The organism is Bradyrhizobium sp. BTAi1, from assembly GCF_000015165.1.
Taxonomy (GTDB): Bacteria; Pseudomonadota; Alphaproteobacteria; order Rhizobiales; family Xanthobacteraceae; genus Bradyrhizobium; species Bradyrhizobium denitrificans.
Genome location: NC_009485.1, coordinates 7,347,325 through 7,364,862, shown reverse-complemented (window position 1 = coordinate 7,364,862; position 17,538 = coordinate 7,347,325). Strand labels below are relative to the sequence as shown.

Genomic DNA, 17,538 nt, shown 5'->3' with positions numbered 1-17,538 from the left:
CCACGCGTGCTTACTTCGACCTCAGCTTGTCGAGCAGAGGTGACAGGAAGGAGCCTTTCGGCTTCTTGGTCTCGCTGCGGCCGGTCAGCCGCTGGGCGATCTGCAGAAACATCTCAGTGGTCCGATGATTGGGCGACATCTCCGCAATCATCTGGCCGTTGTTCGCGGCCGCACCGAAGACCTGAGGCTCGAACGGTATCGAGGCGATCGGCTGGCTCTCGATCGCCTTGGCGAATTCGCTCGCATTGATCTCCGGCCGCTTGGGAACGCCGACCTGGTTCAGGCAGTACAGCGGCATGCGGTCGTTCGGGCGCGCGGCCTTGAGCAGGTCGTAGATGTTCTTGGTGTTGCGCAAGGAGGCAAGGTCCGGCGCGGCCACGATCAGGATGTCGTCCGCGCTGATCAGCGCCCGCTTGGTCCAGCCCGACCATTGGTGGGGAACATCGAGCACGATACACGGCATCGAGGCCCGGAGCGTATCGAAGATCGCATCGAACGCCTCGACGCCGAAATCGTAGACCCGGTCGAGCGTGGCAGGTGCCGCGAGCAGGCTCAGATGATCGGTGCATTTGGACAGCAGCCGGTCCATGAAGGCGATGTCGATTCGGTCCGGCGAGAACACGGCGTCGGCGATGCCTTGTGCGGGATCCTGGTTGTAGTCGAGACCGGCCGTACCGAAGGCGAGGTCGAGGTCGGCGACGACGGAATCCATCGAGAGGTCGCGGGCGATCGCCCAGGCGACGTTATGCGCGATGGTCGACGCGCCGACGCCGCCCTTGGCGCCAACGACGGCGATGATGCGGCCGACCGCCTTGGCCTCGGGCGCGGAGAACAGGTTGCAGATCGAGCGCACGACATCGATCGGCGTGACGGGAGACAGCACGTAATCGCTGACGCCGCGGCGCACCAGTTCGCGGTACAGCGTGACGTCATTGACGCGGCCGATCACGACGACGCGGGTGCCCGGATCGCAGACGGTCGCGAGCTGATCGAGGCCGGCGAGGATGTCGGAGCGCGCATCGGTCTCGAGAATGATCACGTTGGGCGTCGGCGCCGAGCGATAGGCCTCGATGGCCGCGGCCATACCGCCCATCTGGACCTTCAGATGCGCCTTGCCCAGGCGCCGGTCCTCACCGGCGGCCTGAACCGTGGCGGCCGTCTCGACCGTCTCGCAGAACGCCTGCACCGACACGCGCGGGGCCGGCGCGATATGATCGTCGGCCGGCGGCGGCACGACGTCGGGCTGCTCCTCTGGGGTCTGTCGGGCGTAGCTGATCATTTGCCTGTGTCGCTGAGTTTGGCCTTATCGGCTTCGGGATAGGTGATCGCGGTTGACGATCCCTTGCGGTATTTGTCGAACAGCGCGGTGCGCCGCGTGGTGTAGGACGGCGTCTCAGCGCGCGGCTGCACCAGATCGGCGGGGTTGTCGACCATCGCGGCCATATTGCGCTGGTAGGCGCAACCGAAGTTCCAGTCCGGCTTGTTCTCGAACCAGTTCTTGTTCTTGATCGTGGGGCCGAGATCGTCAGGCCAGACGCCGCACGGGCCTGCCGTCGCCGACATTTTCGGATAGCTCAGGCGGATCGCCGCCATCTGGCGCGGGTCCTTGGGCTGATAGTTCCGCACGGTGAGGCCATGCGGCGGGACGCCGGCGGCAGCGAACAGCGATTGAATCTCGCGCATGGAATCGCCGGCCGCGCGCGCATTCGGCGTGCCGGTTGGCACGTCGGCGCTGATCGCGCCGGTGCCCTGGCGAAGCCAGCTCTGCGCCAGCGCCATCACTTCCGCGCGCTGCTCGGCGGTTAGGCCGCCACGGCCTTGACCGACGAAGACGACGAGCGAGTCGGGCGCTTCCTGGACGGCGATCGGATGGCGCAGCCGGTAGTCGTCAGGGATGCTCGCCGTCATGGCGTCGTCCCTGGCGTGGTTGCAGGCGCCGAGCAGGGCTGCCGTCGCGGTCAGCATGGCGGCGAGAGGCAGGCGGCGAGCGGGGCTGGATTTCGTTGTCATCGTTGCAGGTCCTTGTCCCAGCTCAGTCCGTGATGAAGCCGTAGGTGCCGCGATAGCTGCGTCCGGGCTCGACCCGGCCGGGCACGCCATAGATGCGATTGATGCTGCCCAGAAGATCGGCTTGCCGATCGGATGCTGCGGCGAAGCCGTCGTCGGGACGTGAGAGATCCTTCTGCGCGACGGCGCGCACGACGAACGGCGTCACCAGCACCATCAGTTCGGTCTGGTTGTTGACGTAGTCGCGGCTGCGGAACAGCGTGCCGAGAACCGGCAACTGCATCAGGCCCGGCATGCCGCTGATCGCCTGCTTGGTCTGCTGCTGGATCAGGCCGGCCATCGCCATGGCGCCGCCGGAGGGGATCTCCAGCGTCGTCTCGGCGCGGCGGGTCTTGATCGAGGGAACGGTGAGCGAGTTCACGGTCGATGAGGTCACCGCCTGCGACAGGGTGATGGAGTTCTCGTTGGAGAGTTCGGACACCTCCGTCATCACCCGTAGCGAAATCCGGCCCTCGGCCAACACGACCGGTGTGAAGTTGAGGGAGATGCCGAACTTCTTGAAGCTGATCTGCGTCGTACAGACATGGGTCGTCGGATCGCAGGAATAGCCGGCCGGAACCGGGAACTCGCCGCCGGCGATGAAGGTAGCCGACTCGCCCGAGATCGCGGTCAGATTCGGCTCGGCCAGCGTGCGGATCACGCCGGCGTTCTCCATGGCCCGCAGCGTCGCCTGAACCGAAGACCCGAACGACGCGTTGATCGCATTGTTGGAGACCAGGTTGCTGCCATAGGCGGTGAACGGGTTGGAGTTGGCGAATTTGACCACCGCGGTGCCGTAATTGAGCTGGCCCGACAGATCGATGCCGAGCTGCTTGACGACGGAGCGCTGGACCTCGGCAACCGTCACCTTGAGCATGACCTGATCGCGGCCTCTGACCGTGATCGAGTTGACGACCTTGTCGGCGCCGCCTGCGAGTCGCGCCGCGAGCTCGCCGGCCTGCTGAGCCTCGATCTGGCTCGCGGCCGAGCCGCTCAGGACGATGCTGTCGCCGAGGCCCTCGATCTGGATGTCCGAATTGGGCAGCAGCTGCTTCAGCGCGGCACGCGCCCCGTTGAGATCGCGCTTGACCGCAATGTCATAGGCCGCGATCTGCTGTCCCTGGGCATCGAAGAAGACGATGTTGGTCTGGCCGACGGTTGCGCCGATGATGTAAGCGCGCTGCGACGAGCGGACCACGGCATTGGCGATCTTCGGATCGGCGACGAGCACATCCTTGATGTCGCGGGGCAGATCGATGACCACGGATTTGCCGACGCCGAGCGCCAGGAAGCGCGCATTGATCTGGCCGTCGGCCGCGGCTGCCGTGACCGCCGGGTGGTAATCCGCCGCGATCACCGGCGCCAGCGCCGGATTCAAGGTCAGCGCAGCGGCGGCCGAAAACGACAGCGCGCGAACCATCGCGGTCCGCAGTTTTCGCTGATTTTCGCTGCATGTCATCGTGGTGGTCCTCTCGGTCACTTCTGCGTCGTCATCGTGCTGGGAATGCCGAAGCGGATGACGGCGACGCTGTCGCCGCGCCTGCGGCTGTTCTCGTCAGAGCGGTTCTCGGCGACGTTGATGTCGGCAATGCTGCGCAGGGCCAGCGACAGGGTCCCGCTCTGGCGCGCGCGCGCCAGCGTCTCGGCCTGCTCCGGCTTCAGTTCCAGGGTGACGGTCTTGCCCACGACGGTGGTCTGGCCATCCTTTTCCTTGGGCGCCTGGTCGATCGCCAGGACACGAATGTTCGACAGAATGATCTCCGAACTGATGACGTCGCCGGCATTGGGCTGCTCCGGATTGCGCTCGCGCTTGGACAAGAGCACGTCGACCCGATCATTCGGCAGGATGAAGCCGCCGGCCCCGGTCTCCGGTGAGATCTCGGTGGAGACGGCGCGCATGCCGGCGGGGAGGATCGCGGCCATGAAGCCCGAGCCATCGGCCTTGACCAGCTTCTGCTCGCGGATCGGCTCGCCGGCGATGAACGGCGCCCGGGCAATCATGCCGGTCACCTCGGCATCGCCCTTCGACCGATCCTTGCGCTGGATGAAGCTGGAGCTCGTCGTCGCCGCCGGCCAGCTCTGCCATTGCAGGTGTTCAGGCTTCAGCGACTGGCCGAGGTTGATGTCGGATTTGGCGACCAGGACTTCGACGGTCTCCACGGTCGGCGCAACAGCGGCGACCGGAGCCGGCCGATCGTCGGATCCGCTCGCGAGATATGCGGCCACGCCGCCAGCGCCCACAGCGATGGTGAGAACCACAACACGTGCGGTATTCATACGCTTCACTTTCCACATTACGCCGCGACGCTTCCGCCGCCGTGATGGGAGTTGAGCAGTTATTCGTCAAAGCATGGTTAATGAGGCGTATCTAAATCGCCTTAACACCGCGTTCACACGGTGTCTCAGGGCATCGCGAAGCGCGCCGCGTCGATCGTCTTCACCCAGTCGGTGTCCGGGTAGACCATCAATGCGCCCAGGGCGAGCGCGATGCCATAGGGCACGCCGCTCTCCCTGGCATGCAGACGGGCAAGCCAGGGCTGTCCGGCCAGCATGTACGGCAGCGGCCATTGCCGGAACTGCATCAGCAGCAGAGTCAGGACCCCGCCGAAAATCGATGCGTAGAGGAGGTAGTTCATCAGATGGGCGAAGCCGAACCATAGCGCGGCCGCCGACGCGACCTTGGCATCGCCGCCGCCGATCCAGCCGAATGCAAAGCAGGCAAATGCGACGACGAGCAGGAGTGCGCCGGCGCCAACATGGCTGAGCATGTCCTGCATTCCCATCCCGCTCAGCGGCGCCAGCACCAGAAATCCCGCAAGCAGCGCGAATGAGACGCGGTTCGAGATGGTCATCGTGAACAGGTCGCTCGCCGCGGCGAACGCCATCAGGGCCGGGAACAGCAGAAGGCGCGCAAGATCAAGGGTCATAGCTTCCGACGGCATTGGAGCGGCGCGGGTGGGCGGTCACGCGACGGTAGCGGCAAGACCTAAATGATCAGAAAACGGCTGCCACGGCCGGAGCACGGCGGCCGGCTTCACCAGATGCTGACGATGCGGGCGGTGAGAACGATGATGGACAGGCCGAGTGCGAGACATACCCAGCGCATCGTCGCATCGGTCCGACCAAGGGAGCGCCTGGACGCGCCGGCCGGCAGAACGTGGTTACGCATGACTGAACGCCACCGGAAAAGAACGCCAAAACAATAAAGGCCCCGGATCGCCGGGGCCTTTTTGCTCGATCGTGACGACCGCTTACTTCAGCGACGAGTTGATCGACGAGAACTTGGAGCTCAGGCTGGTGCCGAGACCGTTCACGGCGGCAATGATCGCGAGCGAGATGCCGGCAGCGATCAGGCCGTACTCGATGGCGGTCGCGCCGGATTCATCCTTCACGAAGCGAGCAAGCAGATTCTTCATAGGTAACTCCATGTACACGTGGCTGGTCGAACATGATCTGGTCGTTGCGGCGTTCTCAGCACCGTGACCATGCGGCTACCCTAGGCAGCAGGCATTTCGGCGTAGTTAATTCGGTCGATGAAACACGGCGACAAATGCCTGTTATTGCGCAGAGTAAATTTCGAATGAAGCGCACGAAGAAAAGTTGAAACATTGCGCAATCACATCTGAGTCCATCTTCGATGAGGTGGTTCCGCGCAGCCGGCGGCGCCTCGCGCAGCGCGATGTCGAGATGCGATGCGCCGTCATGCGCACACTTCTTTCCGGCATTTCTTCCATCCGCGTCTTGCGCTCCCGGTGAGCACCCACGCGCTGTGGGTTCACGGCTCCTTAAGCGCGACGGAGTACGCCTCGGGAAAGTTCATGAAATGAGGCACGTGATGTCCGGTCTGCCATGGGAAGTCGCACTGATGCTCGGCCAGACCATCGAGAAGGTGCTGCCGATCACCCTTGCACTCGCTGTGGTCTTTTCGGTCCTGAGCCATTTCTGGGCCTGCAATCCCGGCAAGCCGTGGTGGCAGAAGCGCGAGCTCGTCACCGACATGGTCTATTGGTTCTTCGTGCCGGTGTTCGCGCGTGTGCTGCGCATCGGGTTGCTCGTGCTCGGGGCAGGCGTGGTGTTCAAGATCCACGACGCAGACGAGTTGATCGCGTTCTATGAAAATGGCCATGGGCCGCTGGCTCAGCTGCCGGAATGGCTGCAAGGTCTGCTGTTCATCGTGCTCGCCGACTTCATGCTGTATTGGACGCACCGGCTGTTCCATGGCGGCGAGTTCTGGAAATATCATGCCGTCCATCACTCCTCCGAGGACCTTGAATGGATTTCGGCGGCGCGGTTTCATCCCATCAACCTGATCCTCGGCACGATCGCCGTCGACGTGATCCTGCTGATGGCCGGCATCTCGCCGAATGTGATGATCTGGGTCGGTCCGTTCACGACGTTCCATTCGGCCTTCGTGCACGCCAACCTCAACTGGACGCTCGGACCCTTCAAATATGTCCTGGCAACTCCGGTCTTCCATCGCTGGCACCACACCGCGATCGAAGAGGGCGGCAACACGAACTTTGCCGGCACCTTCCCGCTTTGGGACATTCTGTTCGGGACGTTCCGGATGCCGGAAGGTCGACTGCCGGAGAACTACGGCAAGGATGAAGCCGCGATGCCTGGCGAATTCGCCGGCCAGCTTGTCTTTCCCTTCCGCCGCTGAACGCCGGCCCGCAGGCTTAAGGCGAGTGGGCAACGTTTGCAGATCGTTCACCAATTGAGCGCAGATTTGCCGCGTCGGGCGCCGTCACCGCTGCGTATCGCTTGAGACGGCTCGTCAATGTCCCGGGGTTCCAGAATGTCGTTCAGTGTGTGGTGTCGTCCTCATCTTTCCCTGGCATGGCGCGCTTGCGTGGCCGCGATGCTGCTGTGGCCTGCCGCGGCGTCGGCCGATCCCGATCCGGCCATCGCCGTGAATGTCGATCAGGCGAAACTGGTCAAGCTGCCCGACAGGGTCGCCACCCTGGTGGTCGGCAACCCCATGATCGCGGATGTCACTCTGCAGAGCGGCGGCATCATCGTCGTCACGGGCAAGAGCTACGGGGCGACGAACTTCATTGCGATGGACCGCGGCGGCCAGGTGCTGGTCGATCGCCAGATCCAGGTGGCTGGTCCGACCGACAGGCTGGTGACGGTGTATCGCGGCGTCGATCGTGAGACGTATAGCTGTATGCCTGTGTGCCAGCGTCGGGTGACGCTGGGAGACGGTGACAATTACTTCAAGTCGGTGCTCGAGCAGGCCGGAACGATGTCCAGCACGGCGAGCGGCAGCGCCGCATCCGGCCCCAAGGCCAATTGACGCCAGCAGCGCCGCCGCCGGCGCCACGCTACCAGCGTTCTGCATCGCGCGAGGCGTATTGCCGCCTTGCGCTGCGCGTCGTGGTGCATGGGTGATCCGCGCAAATCTCTGCCGCGAGACCTTCTCTCGCAATGAGGCCTGCCGGGATGACGAACGATCGTGGCAATCTCGACACATGGTTAGCGGATCGTTGACGCGCCGCCCCACCTCGTCCGTTTCGTAGGAAACTCTTTCCCAACAAGTTTCCGCTATTTCTTTCACCCAGGTTGACGTGCCTCCCTCAAATCGGATGAACCCATGCAATCGTCCTCGATCGCCTCGTTGCGCAGCCTTTTGCGACGTTTTCGGCGCAATCGGCGGGCCTCCGCCGCGCTCGAATTCGCTCTGGTGGCGCCGATCTTCTTCGCGCTGCTGTTCGCGATCATCGAAACGGCCCTGATGTTCTTTGCCGGTCAGGTGCTCGAAACCATCACGCAGGATTCGGCGCGCATGATCCTCACCGGGCAGGCGCAGCAGGGGTCGTATACGCAGTCCCAGTTTGCGAGCTATGTCTGCAACCAGGTGCCGGCGCTGTTCGACTGCAACAAGATCTATATCGACGTGAAGAGCTACTCGAAGTTCGCCGACGTCTCGATCAGCAGCCAGATCGATAATTCCGGCAACTTCGTCAACAACATGACCTACAGCCCAGGCGCCGCCGGAGACATCGTCGTGGTCCGGCTGTTCTATCAATGGCCGATCTTCGTGACCGGGCTTGGCTACAACATCGCAAACCTCTCGGGCAGCAAGCGGCTGCTGGTTGGAACGGCCGCCTTCAAGAACGAGCCGTATTCATAAGACCGCCAAGGTGTCCATCATGCATTGTGCAAAAAGACCGGGAGCTTCGATGGGCGACCGCCTGCTTCGCCGCCTCGGCGCTTTCGGGGCCGACAAGCGGGGGATCGCCGCCACAGAATTCGCCTTCATTGTCCCGCTGATGCTGGTGATGTTCTTCGGTACAGTGGAGTTCTGCTCGGGGATCGCCGTCGATCGCAAGGTCACGTTGATGGCGCGGACCCTGTCCGATCTGACCTCTCAGTCGACCTCTGTCGGGGACTCCGACATGTCGAATTTCTTCGCTGCGTCGACTGGCATCATGTACCCCTATTCGACGACGCCGGTGAACGCGACGATCACTGAGCTCTATGTCGACCCCAAGACGATGCAGGCCACCGTGATGTGGAGCAAGGGATCGGCCCCGCGCTCGTCAGGCACCACGGTCGGTGTGCCGGCCGACCTGCTGGTCAGCGGCACCTACCTGATCTTCAGCGAGGTCAACTATCAATATGTGCCGACGATCGGCTATGTGATGGCGAAGACCGGCATCAAGCTCAGCGATGTCGCCTACACCCGCCCGCGGCAGTCGACCTGCGTGTTCTACAGTCCGAAGACGAGTTGCTAGAGCATGATCCGGAAAGGCGGAAACCGGCTTTCCGCAGATATCATGCTCAAACAAAGCGCTTAGCCAGCCGCCGCGTCGTCGCAGGCCGACCTTCGCAACCTCATCAACATCGAACATGAAAAAGGCCGCTCGACGCGGCCTTCTTTTTTTGACTTGCAGCTTTGTCAGCTGGGCCGAGCGGGTCGAAACTGACCCGCCGCCTTCAACGTCGCCAGCTTAGCTGGCTGCGCGGAGGTTGTCGGCCGACGACTTGCCCGAACGACGATCGGCCACGATCTCGTAGGAGATCTTCTGGCCTTCGCGCAGCGTGCCGAGACCGGCGCGCTCGACGGCGCTGATGTGCACGAACACGTCGTTGCCGCCGTCATCCGGCTGAATGAAGCCGTAGCCCTTGGTTGCGTTAAACCACTTCACGGTTCCCATGCTCACGGGGGTAGTTCCCTTCTCAGATATCAAATGCGTAACCCAGGATCCTGGGCTGGTTAGATCGAATTTTTGGAAGGGTCGTCAGCGTCTGAACCGGCTGTACCGGTAATAGCTAATCTCGTCCGGCCGAAAATCGATTGCCGCATATTCTATTGGAAATGGGGCCGCAAAACAATCCTGAGCTGCGCGCGCGCGCACGATTTTTTGCGCGCCGGCCGAGGACCGGCGCGCTCATTGCGCAAGAGATAATCATGCCGCGAGAGGGTGAAATAATGTTCCACCCTGGACTGAGCACTGACCGTTCAGCGGCGGCGGAACTGCCCGCCGCGCTGCGGCGCACCACGTGGAGGACCGCCTGGGCTGCTGGGCCGCTCATCCTTGTGACGGAAGATGAGGCGGCCCTTTTCCAGATCGTAGGGCGACATCTCGACGGTCACGCGGTCGCCCGCCAGCGTCTTGATGCGATTCTTTTTCATCTTGCCCGCGGTGTAGGCAACGATTTCGTGCCCCGCATCGAGTTGAACCCGGTAGCGCGCGTCGGGAAGGATTTCGGTGACCAGCCCTTCGAACTGGATCAGCTCTTCCTTAGCCATGTCTCTCTCCAGATCGATAGACGTCTAGTTTGGCCGTTGGTTGCGGTTATGAGCGTGGTTTTTGGGTCTGCCTTCGCGATGCAGGAATGCAACGCCTTGAATCGACCCGGACTTGCCGCCGCCTTGCGACGGTCGGTTGGGCTCCTGACGATTGCCTGGCAGAGCCGGCATCTTAGCATTGGAACGCCGACGACGGCGAGGGCCTTTTGCGGCGTTGCCACCATCATTGGCCCGCGCATTCTGCATGCCAGGGCGGCCGCCAGGACGCTGGGGCTGGCCGGCGGGCGCCGCGTCGCGGTGACCCGGCGTCCGGCGATCCTCGCGCGGCAGCGTGGTCTTGGTCAGCCGCTCGATGTCCCGCAGGTAGGACAGTTCGTCCGCTCCCGCCACCAGCGAGATCGCGACGCCATCGGCGCCGGCGCGCGCGGTGCGCCCGATCCGGTGCACATAGGTCTCCGGTACGTTCGGCAGGTCGAAGTTGACGACGTGGCTGACGCCGTCGACGTCGATGCCGCGCGCGGCAATATCGGTGGCGACCAGGGTGCGGATCTCTCCGGTGCGGAACGCTGCCAGGGTGCGCTCGCGGTGGTTCTGCGACTTGTTGCCGTGAATGGCCTGAGCCGGAATGCCCGCCTTTTCGAGGCCCTTCACGACCTTGTCGGCCCCGTGCTTGGTGCGGGTGAACACCAGTGCCCGATTGACCGGCTCATCCTTGAGCAACTGGGCCAGCAGGCTCGGCTTGGCGGAGTGGTCGACCTGGATCACGCGCTGGGTGATGCGCTCGACCGTCGACGACACCGGCGTCACCGCCACCCGCGCGGGATCGCGCAGCATGGCGTCGGCCAGTTCGGCGATGTCCTTCGGCATGGTCGCCGAGAAGAACAGGGTCTGGCGCTTGATCGGCAGCTTGGCCACGATCTTTCGGATGTCGTTGATGAAGCCCATGTCGAGCATGCGGTCTGCTTCATCGAGCACGAGGAACTCGACCTGGGTCAGCTTCAGGGCATTGCCCTGAACGAGGTCGAGCAGCCGGCCGGGCGTGGCGACCAGCACGTCGACGCCCGGCATCAAAGCGCGGACCTGGCGTCCCATGGGCACACCGCCGATGGCAAGCGCCGAGGTCAGGCGGATATGACGGCCATAGGTGTTGAAGCTGTCGAGAATCTGGCCCGACAACTCGCGGGTCGGGCTCAGCACCAGCACGCGCGCCGTCTTCGGCTGCGGCTTGATGCGGTTCTCCAGCAGACGATGCAGGATCGGCAGCGCAAAGGATGCCGTCTTGCCGGTTCCGGTCTGCGCGATGCCGATCACGTCGCGGCCTTGAAGCGCGATCGGGATGGTCTGGGCCTGGATCGGGGTGGGGGTGGTGTAGTTTTCTTCCTTCAGCGCGCGCGTCAGCGCGTCGGCGAGGTTAAAATCCTGGAAGGATGTCAAAAGCGTGGGCTTTCCATATGAGGATAAGGCCCTCGTCGGCATGGGGCCGGACGCGGGCGGGTGACTAGAGACACCCGCGTGTTTGGAGCGCCTATTGTGGAGTGCTGAGGATGCGGAGCCAAAAGCTCTGGATGAGCTAAAGAACACGCGGCTCGCAAAGATCCGGCTGATTCGCCTCGATCTGCCAGCTATATGGAGCAGCTGCGCGCCACTTTCAAGGCCACGTGCGTACCGCAGTGGCGATCGAGGTGGTACCCCGCTGCTTTAAAATTAGTCATCCAAAACAATCTGCACAAATTTGGCGCTACTTGCTGGCCGATTGGTCAGGTTCGCTGCTCAAAAAATGGGCTGTCGGTTGCGACCTTCGGTCGCGGTTGGACTGATTTTTAATATTCCTTCAATGGCTTACCCGGTGTGAGGGGCGTGGCACGCTTCTTGCGATTCTTCCGCCGCAGACCGCCGGCCGCTTTGGCTGCGAAGCACGTCTGCGTCAGGGAGATATTCACTCATGCTTACTCGACTCACTCAGGAATTAACGGCGCCGTTCAGCCGCCGTCGCTGGCTGGCTGCTGCTGCCGGCCTGGCACTTGGCGCTGCCGGCTTCGGCCCGGCGATGGCCGCGGACGACACCATCAAGATCGGCGTTCTGCATTCGCTGTCCGGCACCATGGCGATCAGCGAGACCACGCTGAAGGACACGATCCTGTTCCTGATCGACGAGCAGAACAAGAAGGGCGGCGTGCTCGGCAAGAAGCTCGAGGCCGTCGTGGTCGACCCTGCGTCGAACTGGCCGCTGTTCGCCGAGAAGGCGCGCGAGCTGATCACCAAGAACAAGGTCGCGGTCGTGTTCGGCTGCTGGACCTCGGTGTCGCGCAAGTCGGTGCTGCCGGTGTTCAAGGAGCTCAACAGCATCCTGTTCTACCCGGTCCAGTACGAGGGCGAGGAGAGCGAGCGCAACGTGTTCTACACCGGTGCGGCGCCGAACCAACAGGCGATCCCGGCGGTCGACTATCTGATGAAGGAAGAGAAGGTGAAGCGCTGGGTGCTGGCCGGCACCGACTACGTCTATCCGCGCACTACCAACAAGATCCTGGAAGCCTACCTGAAGTCCAAGGGCGTGGCTCAGGACGACATCATGATCAACTACACGCCGTTCGGTCACTCCGACTGGCAGACGATCGTCGCCGACATCAAGAAGTTCGGCTCGGCCGGCAAGAAGACCGCCGTGGTCTCGACCATTAACGGCGACGCCAACGTTCCGTTCTACAAGGAGCTCGGCAACCAGGGCATCAAGGCCAAGGATATCCCGGTGGTCGCGTTCTCGGTGGGTGAGGAAGAGCTCGCCGGCATCGACACCAAGCCGCTGGTCGGCCATCTCGCCGCCTGGAACTATTTCGAGTCGATCAAGACCCCGGCCAACGAGAAGTTCATCAAGGATTGGCAGGCCTACACCAAGAACCCGAAGCGCGTCACCAACGACCCGATGGAAGCGCATGTGATCGGCTTCAACATGTGGGTGAAGGCGGTCGAGAAGGTCAAGTCGACCGACGCCGACAAGGTCATCGATGCGCTGCCCGGCACCGAGGCTCCGAACCTGACCGGCGGCGTGTCGAAGATGCTGCCGAACCACCACATCACCAAGCCGGTGTTCATCGGCGAGATCAAGGGTGATGGCCAGTTCAGCGTCGTCTACAAGACCAAGGACCTGGTCCCCGGCGACGCCTGGTCGAAGGAGCTCGAAGGCTCCAAGGACCTGATCGGCGACTGGGTCGGCAAGAAGTGCGGCAACTTCAACGTCAAGACCAACAAGTGCCTGGGTTCGGGCACCTGATCCCGACCTGACGACTTCATCACGACCGGAGAAGGCGGCGATCAGTGCCGCCTTCTCTCTTCCTCCTGCCGGGGTGGTCCAGTGCTTGCCATTGTTCTCGCGATTGTTCGCAGCCTTCTTCTATCCATTGCCCTGATCGTCGCGGCCGTTCCGGCCTTCGCCGCCAGCTTCGAAGAGTCCGTCGCCAAATTCGCCAATGACGATTTCTCCGACACCGATGATGCGGTGGGCGAGATCGCGGTGTCGGGCAATCCGCTGGCCTATCCGATAATCAGCGCGCTGCAGGACGAGCGGCTGATGTTCGATGCCGAGACCAAGAAGGTCTATGTCAAGCAGGCCGACGGCAAGATCATCGATGCGGCCACCGGCGCGGCCGTCGACAAGCTGCCCGACAATGCCGCGGCGGTGAGCCTCAACAATCGCCTGCGCCGCAGTGTCGACGCCGCGCTGGGCGGCCTGACCCTGCTGTCGCCGGACGTGATCACGCGGCTGTCGGCGGCGAAATCCGTGTTCAAGTCGCATGACGAGGCGACGCTGCCGACGGTGGACTCGGCGCTCGCCAAGGAAACCAACCGCAGCGTCAAACAGGCGCTGACCGAGGCGCGCGCCGCCATTCTCCTGTTCAAGTCCGATGCCAGCGAGGTCGACAAGCTCGAGGCCGTCGCGACCATCAGGGCGCGCAGCGATCAGGAAGCGCTGGCGCTGCTGACCGAGATCAGCGGCGGCGATCAGCCGGCGAGCGTTGCCAAGGCCGCGGCCGGCGCCATCGCCGCGATCCAGAGTTCGCTCGCGATCTGGTCCGGCGTGCAGAACGCCTGGTACGGTCTGTCGCTCGGCTCGGTGCTGCTGCTGGCCGCCATCGGCCTCGCCATCACCTTCGGCGTCATGGGCGTCATCAACATGGCCCATGGCGAGATGGTGATGCTCGGCGCCTACACCACCTTCGTCGTGCAGGAGGTGATCCGCACGCGCTACCCGGCGCTGTTCGACTATTCGCTGCTGATCGCGGCCCCGCTCGCTTTCTTGGTGGCCGGGGCAATCGGCGTGCTGATCGAACGCACCATCATCCGCTTCCTCTATGGTCGTCCGCTGGAGACGCTGCTGGCCACCTGGGGCCTGTCGCTGATCCTGCAGCAGGCGGTGCGTTCTGCCTTCGGCCCCACCAACCGCGAGGTCGGCAATCCCTCCTGGATGAGCGGCGCGTTCGAGCTCGGCCAGATCACCATCACCTATAACCGGCTCTGGATCCTCTGCTTCACCATGGCCGTCTTCGCGATCCTGCTGGCGATGCTGCGCTACACCGCGCTTGGGCTGGAGATGCGCGCGGTGACGCAGAACCGCCGCATGGCCGCGTCGATGGGCATCGCGACGTCGCGGGTCGATGCGCTCACCTTCGGCCTCGGCTCCGGCATTGCCGGCATCGCCGGCGTGGCGCTGTCGCAGATCGACAATGTCAGCCCCAACCTCGGCCAGAGCTACATCATCGACTCCTTCATGGTCGTGGTGTTCGGCGGCGTCGGCAATCTCTGGGGCACTTTGGTCGGCGCCTTCACACTCGGCATCGCCAACAAGTTCCTGGAGCCGGTCGCCGGCGCCGTGCTCGGCAAGATCGCTATCCTGGTGCTGATCATCCTGTTCATTCAGAAGCGCCCGCGCGGCCTGTTCGCGCTCAAGGGCCGGGCGGTGGAAGCATGATGCCGCATATGCTGACGAGGTCGCTGGACCGCGCCGCGACCATCTTCGTGCTGATCGTGGCCGCCTGCGGCGTCCTGATCCCGCTGTCGAACCTGCTGCTGCCGGCGGGCTCCGCGCTGCAGGTGCCGACCTATCTGGTCGCGCTATGGGGCAAATATGTCTGCTACGCCATCCTGGCGCTCTCGATCGATCTGATCTGGGGCTATTGCGGCATCCTCTCGCTCGGCCACGGCGCGTTCTTCGCGCTCGGCGGCTATGCGATGGGCATGTATCTGATGCGCCAGATCGGCACCCGCGGCGTCTACGGCAATCCGATTCTGCCGGACTTCATGGTGTTCCTGAACTACTCCAAGCTGCCGTGGTACTGGCACGGCTTCGACATGTTCTGGTTCGCCGCGCTGATGGTCTTGTTCGTGCCGGGCCTGCTCGCGTTCTGTTTCGGCTGGCTGGCGTTCCGCTCGCGTGTGACTGGCGTGTATCTGTCGATCATCACCCAGGCGATGACCTACGCGTTGCTGCTCGCTTTCTTTCGCAACGATTTCGGCTTCGGCGGCAACAACGGTCTGACCGATTTCAAGGATATTCTCGGCTTCAACGTCCAGGCGGAGGGCACCCGCGCCGCCTTGTTCGCGCTGAGCTGCCTCGCGCTCATTCTGGCCTTCCTGATCTGCCGCGCCGTGGTGTCGTCCAAGCTCGGCAAGGTGCTGATCGCGATCCGCGACGCCGAGTCGCGGACGCGCTTCCTCGGCTATCGCGTCGAGTCCTACAAGCTGTTCGTGTTCACGCTGTCGGCCTGCATGGCCGGCGTGGCCGGCGCTCTCTACGTGCCGCAGGTCGGTATCATCAATCCCTCGGAGTTCGCGCCGGGCAATTCGATCGAGGCGGTGATCTGGGTCGCGGTCGGCGGCCGCGGCACGCTGGTCGGCGCGGCGCTCGGCGCGGTTGTCGTCAACTACGCCAAGACCTTCTTCACGTCAGGCGTGCTCGCGCCCTATTGGCTGTTCATGCTCGGCGCGTTGTTCGTCCTGGTCACCCTGCTGCTGCCCAAGGGCATCCTCGGCACCTTCAACAGCTGGTGGGATCATGTCAGCAGCAAGACGCCGAACGCCGACAGCGCCGCCCGCGAGGACGGCGTCACTGAACCCAAGATGGCGGAGTGAGCGGCATGAATGTGATGGATACGAGATCGACCTCCGCGCTGCTCTATCTCGACGGCGTGCACGTCTCCTTCGACGGCTTCCACGCCATCAATAATCTCTCGCTGGCGTTGGAGCCTGGCGAGATGCGCGCCATCATCGGGCCGAACGGCGCCGGCAAGACCACGATGATGGACATCATCACCGGCAAGACCAAGCCCGACGAGGGCACGGTGCTGTTCGACGGCAAGACTGATCTCACCCGCCTCGACGAGACACGCATTGCCGAGCTCGGCATCGGCCGCAAATTCCAGAAGCCGACCGTGTTCGAGAGTCAGTCGGTCGAGGACAATCTGCTGCTGGCGCTCAACGTCGACCACAGCGTCAAGGGCACGCTGTTCTGGCGCGGCTCGAGGGGCGAGGCTGAGCAGATCGACAAGGTGCTGGAGACGGTGCGGCTGAAGGACGTCCGGCGCAAGCTCGCCGGCAGCCTGTCGCACGGCCAGAAGCAGTGGCTGGAGATCGGCATGCTCCTGGCGCAGGACCCGAAGCTGCTGCTGGTTGACGAGCCGGTGGCCGGGATGACCGATGTGGAAACGCATCAGACCGCCGAGCTGCTCAAGGAAATCAACAAGGATCATACCGTCATGGTCGTCGAGCACGACATGACCTTCGTCCGCGAGCTCGGCGTCAAGGTCACCTGCCTGCATGAAGGCACTGTCCTCGCTGAGGGCACCATCGATCAGGTGTCGTCGAACGAGCGGGTGATCGAAGTGTATCTGGGTCGATAAGCGAATAGGCGAGTAGCGAATAGGGAAGCGCAGAGACATGAACGGAACGGCAGATTCTATTCGCTATTCGCTATTCGCCATTCGCCCCTCATCGACCGGAGGTCGCTGATGCTGGCCGTCGACAACATCAACCTCTATTACGGCGCCGCCCAGGCGCTGCGCGGCGTCTCGATTGCGGCTGAGCCGGGCAAGGTGACCTGCGTGCTCGGCCGCAACGGCGTCGGCAAGACCTCGCTCTTGCGGGCGTTGGTCGGGCAATATCCGCTGGCCTCCGGCAGCATCACCTTCGATGGCGCCGACATCACCCATCTCAAGCCCTATGAGCGGGCGCGCAAGGGCATCGGCTTCGTGCCGCAGGGTCGTGAGATCTTTCCGCTGCTGACGGTGGAGGAGAACCTCAAGACCGGCTTCGGCCCGCTGAAGCGCAGCGACCGCAGCATTCCGGACGACGTGTTCTCGCTGTTTCCGGTGCTGCAGTCGATGCTCGGCCGGCGCGGCGGCGACCTCTCCGGCGGCCAGCAGCAGCAGCTCGCAATCGGCCGCGCGATGGTGATGCGGCCGAAGGTCCTGCTGCTCGACGAGCCGACCGAGGGCATCCAGCCCTCGATCATCAAGGACATCGGCCGGGCCATCTCTTACTTGCGCAATCTCGGCAACATCGCCATCGTCCTGGTCGAGCAATATCTCGACTTTGCCTGCGAACTCGGCGACAACTTCGCCGTCATGGATCGCGGCGCGGTGAAATTCACATGCACCCGCGCCAATCTCGATCCGGCCGAGATCAGCCGCCAGATGGCGCTTTGATCGTCATTTAGCTTGGTGGACGCGGTCTCGCCCGCGTCCGGT

The 17,538-nt window shown here is 63.4% G+C and carries 19 protein-coding genes; 9 read left to right on the top strand and 10 right to left on the bottom strand.

Going from position 1 to position 17,538, the window contains the following annotated elements:
* Positions 1–10: 10 nt before the first annotated feature.
* The 7 genes from BBTA_RS32940 to BBTA_RS32915 all read right to left on the bottom strand — a co-directional run bounded on the left by BBTA_RS32940 (position 11) and on the right by BBTA_RS32915 (position 5,462).
* Positions 11–1,279 (bottom strand): AAA family ATPase, encoded by a 1,269-nt coding sequence (locus tag BBTA_RS32940; RefSeq protein WP_012046845.1) that lies wholly within the window; start codon positions 1,277–1,279, stop codon positions 11–13.
* The gene (locus BBTA_RS32935; protein ID WP_012046844.1) at positions 1,276–2,010 is read right to left on the bottom strand and encodes a CpaD family pilus assembly protein; all 735 of its coding nucleotides are present in this window, start codon (positions 2,008–2,010) and stop codon (positions 1,276–1,278) included. The genes BBTA_RS32940 and BBTA_RS32935 overlap by 4 nt, the downstream gene beginning before the upstream one ends.
* Before the next feature lie 22 nt (positions 2,011–2,032).
* Entirely contained in the window at positions 2,033–3,505 is a 1,473-nt protein-coding gene (locus tag BBTA_RS32930) for a type II and III secretion system protein family protein (RefSeq protein WP_083780804.1), read from the bottom strand.
* A 17-nt stretch (positions 3,506–3,522) separates the two neighbouring features.
* The gene (gene cpaB, locus BBTA_RS32925) at positions 3,523–4,323 is read right to left on the bottom strand and encodes a Flp pilus assembly protein CpaB (protein ID WP_041751730.1); all 801 of its coding nucleotides are present in this window, start codon (positions 4,321–4,323) and stop codon (positions 3,523–3,525) included.
* Between the two features lie 125 nt (positions 4,324–4,448).
* Positions 4,449–4,973 carry a prepilin peptidase gene (locus BBTA_RS32920; protein WP_012046841.1) on the bottom strand — a complete coding sequence of 175 codons (525 nt, stop codon included), beginning with the start codon at positions 4,971–4,973 and terminating at the stop codon, positions 4,449–4,451.
* A gap of 107 nt (positions 4,974–5,080) precedes the next feature.
* Positions 5,081–5,215 (bottom strand): hypothetical protein, encoded by a 135-nt coding sequence (locus BBTA_RS41700; RefSeq protein WP_256374682.1) that lies wholly within the window; start codon positions 5,213–5,215, stop codon positions 5,081–5,083.
* 82 nt (positions 5,216–5,297) lie between these two features.
* The gene (locus BBTA_RS32915; protein WP_012046840.1) at positions 5,298–5,462 is read right to left on the bottom strand and encodes a Flp family type IVb pilin; all 165 of its coding nucleotides are present in this window, start codon (positions 5,460–5,462) and stop codon (positions 5,298–5,300) included.
* A gap of 419 nt (positions 5,463–5,881) precedes the next feature.
* Here BBTA_RS32915 and BBTA_RS32910 point away from each other — a divergent pair, with 419 nt between their 5' ends.
* The 4 genes from BBTA_RS32910 to BBTA_RS32895 all read left to right on the top strand — a co-directional run bounded on the left by BBTA_RS32910 (position 5,882) and on the right by BBTA_RS32895 (position 8,786).
* On the top strand, positions 5,882–6,709 hold the full coding sequence (locus BBTA_RS32910) for a sterol desaturase family protein (protein ID WP_012046839.1): 828 nt from the start codon (positions 5,882–5,884) through the stop codon (positions 6,707–6,709).
* A 198-nt stretch (positions 6,710–6,907) separates the two neighbouring features.
* Positions 6,908–7,345 (top strand): pilus assembly protein N-terminal domain-containing protein, encoded by a 438-nt coding sequence (locus BBTA_RS32905; RefSeq protein WP_012046838.1) that lies wholly within the window; start codon positions 6,908–6,910, stop codon positions 7,343–7,345.
* A gap of 297 nt (positions 7,346–7,642) precedes the next feature.
* A complete protein-coding gene (locus tag BBTA_RS32900) occupies positions 7,643–8,182 on the top strand; it encodes a TadE/TadG family type IV pilus assembly protein (RefSeq protein WP_012046837.1) in 540 nt (179 codons plus the stop codon).
* 49 nt (positions 8,183–8,231) lie between these two features.
* Complete coding sequence (locus tag BBTA_RS32895) at positions 8,232–8,786, top strand: TadE/TadG family type IV pilus assembly protein (RefSeq protein WP_012046836.1); 555 nt, start codon at positions 8,232–8,234, stop codon at positions 8,784–8,786.
* Positions 8,787–9,002: 216 nt separating this feature from the next.
* Here the strand turns inward: BBTA_RS32895 and BBTA_RS32890 are convergent, their stop codons facing one another.
* The 3 genes from BBTA_RS32890 to BBTA_RS32880 all read right to left on the bottom strand — a co-directional run bounded on the left by BBTA_RS32890 (position 9,003) and on the right by BBTA_RS32880 (position 11,239).
* Positions 9,003–9,215, bottom strand: a complete 213-nt coding sequence (locus BBTA_RS32890; RefSeq protein WP_011440687.1) for a cold-shock protein — start codon at positions 9,213–9,215, stop codon at positions 9,003–9,005.
* A 299-nt stretch (positions 9,216–9,514) separates the two neighbouring features.
* Positions 9,515–9,805 (bottom strand): translation initiation factor IF-1, encoded by a 291-nt coding sequence (gene infA / locus BBTA_RS32885; protein ID WP_012046835.1) that lies wholly within the window; start codon positions 9,803–9,805, stop codon positions 9,515–9,517.
* A gap of 24 nt (positions 9,806–9,829) precedes the next feature.
* The gene (locus tag BBTA_RS32880; protein ID WP_012046834.1) at positions 9,830–11,239 is read right to left on the bottom strand and encodes a DEAD/DEAH box helicase; all 1,410 of its coding nucleotides are present in this window, start codon (positions 11,237–11,239) and stop codon (positions 9,830–9,832) included.
* 508 nt (positions 11,240–11,747) lie between these two features.
* Between BBTA_RS32880 and urtA the strand changes: the two genes are divergently transcribed.
* The 5 genes from urtA (at position 11,748) to urtE (ending at position 17,496) form a co-directional block, all read left to right on the top strand.
* A complete protein-coding gene (gene urtA, locus BBTA_RS32875; protein WP_012046833.1) occupies positions 11,748–13,070 on the top strand; it encodes an urea ABC transporter substrate-binding protein in 1,323 nt (440 codons plus the stop codon).
* 132 nt (positions 13,071–13,202) lie between these two features.
* The gene (gene urtB, locus BBTA_RS32870) at positions 13,203–14,765 is read left to right on the top strand and encodes an urea ABC transporter permease subunit UrtB (protein ID WP_012046832.1); all 1,563 of its coding nucleotides are present in this window, start codon (positions 13,203–13,205) and stop codon (positions 14,763–14,765) included.
* Positions 14,762–15,925: an urea ABC transporter permease subunit UrtC gene (gene urtC / locus BBTA_RS32865; protein ID WP_012046831.1), complete on the top strand. Its 1,164-nt coding sequence runs from the start codon at positions 14,762–14,764 to the stop codon at positions 15,923–15,925. The genes urtB and urtC overlap by 4 nt, the downstream gene beginning before the upstream one ends.
* A gap of 5 nt (positions 15,926–15,930) precedes the next feature.
* Positions 15,931–16,692, top strand: coding sequence for an urea ABC transporter ATP-binding protein UrtD (gene urtD, locus BBTA_RS32860; RefSeq protein ID WP_012046830.1), 762 nt, complete (start codon positions 15,931–15,933; stop codon positions 16,690–16,692).
* A gap of 108 nt (positions 16,693–16,800) precedes the next feature.
* On the top strand, positions 16,801–17,496 hold the full coding sequence (urtE, locus tag BBTA_RS32855) for an urea ABC transporter ATP-binding subunit UrtE (protein WP_012046829.1): 696 nt from the start codon (positions 16,801–16,803) through the stop codon (positions 17,494–17,496).
* Positions 17,497–17,538 lie beyond the last annotated feature (42 nt).

What these genes read in the sequence shown, in the direction of transcription:
- BBTA_RS32940 (WP_012046845.1), bottom strand. Translation starts at nt 1,279, where the DNA reads ATGATCAGCTACGCCCGACAGACCCCAGAGGAGCAGCCCGACGTCGTG.
- BBTA_RS32935 (WP_012046844.1), bottom strand. Translation starts at nt 2,010, where the DNA reads ATGACAACGAAATCCAGCCCCGCTCGCCGCCTGCCTCTCGCCGCCATG.
- BBTA_RS32930 (WP_083780804.1), bottom strand. Translation starts at nt 3,505, where the DNA reads ATGACATGCAGCGAAAATCAGCGAAAACTGCGGACCGCGATGGTTCGC.
- cpaB (WP_041751730.1), bottom strand. Translation starts at nt 4,323, where the DNA reads ATGAATACCGCACGTGTTGTGGTTCTCACCATCGCTGTGGGCGCTGGC.
- BBTA_RS32920 (WP_012046841.1), bottom strand. Translation starts at nt 4,973, where the DNA reads ATGACCCTTGATCTTGCGCGCCTTCTGCTGTTCCCGGCCCTGATGGCG.
- BBTA_RS41700 (WP_256374682.1), bottom strand. Translation starts at nt 5,215, where the DNA reads ATGCGTAACCACGTTCTGCCGGCCGGCGCGTCCAGGCGCTCCCTTGGT.
- BBTA_RS32915 (WP_012046840.1), bottom strand. Translation starts at nt 5,462, where the DNA reads ATGAAGAATCTGCTTGCTCGCTTCGTGAAGGATGAATCCGGCGCGACC.
- BBTA_RS32910 (WP_012046839.1), top strand. Translation starts at nt 5,882, where the DNA reads ATGTCCGGTCTGCCATGGGAAGTCGCACTGATGCTCGGCCAGACCATC.
- BBTA_RS32905 (WP_012046838.1), top strand. Translation starts at nt 6,908, where the DNA reads ATGCTGCTGTGGCCTGCCGCGGCGTCGGCCGATCCCGATCCGGCCATC.
- BBTA_RS32900 (WP_012046837.1), top strand. Translation starts at nt 7,643, where the DNA reads ATGCAATCGTCCTCGATCGCCTCGTTGCGCAGCCTTTTGCGACGTTTT.
- BBTA_RS32895 (WP_012046836.1), top strand. Translation starts at nt 8,232, where the DNA reads ATGGGCGACCGCCTGCTTCGCCGCCTCGGCGCTTTCGGGGCCGACAAG.
- infA (WP_012046835.1), bottom strand. Translation starts at nt 9,805, where the DNA reads ATGGCTAAGGAAGAGCTGATCCAGTTCGAAGGGCTGGTCACCGAAATC.
- urtA (WP_012046833.1), top strand. Translation starts at nt 11,748, where the DNA reads ATGCTTACTCGACTCACTCAGGAATTAACGGCGCCGTTCAGCCGCCGT.
- urtC (WP_012046831.1), top strand. Translation starts at nt 14,762, where the DNA reads ATGATGCCGCATATGCTGACGAGGTCGCTGGACCGCGCCGCGACCATC.
- urtD (WP_012046830.1), top strand. Translation starts at nt 15,931, where the DNA reads ATGAATGTGATGGATACGAGATCGACCTCCGCGCTGCTCTATCTCGAC.
- urtE (WP_012046829.1), top strand. Translation starts at nt 16,801, where the DNA reads ATGCTGGCCGTCGACAACATCAACCTCTATTACGGCGCCGCCCAGGCG.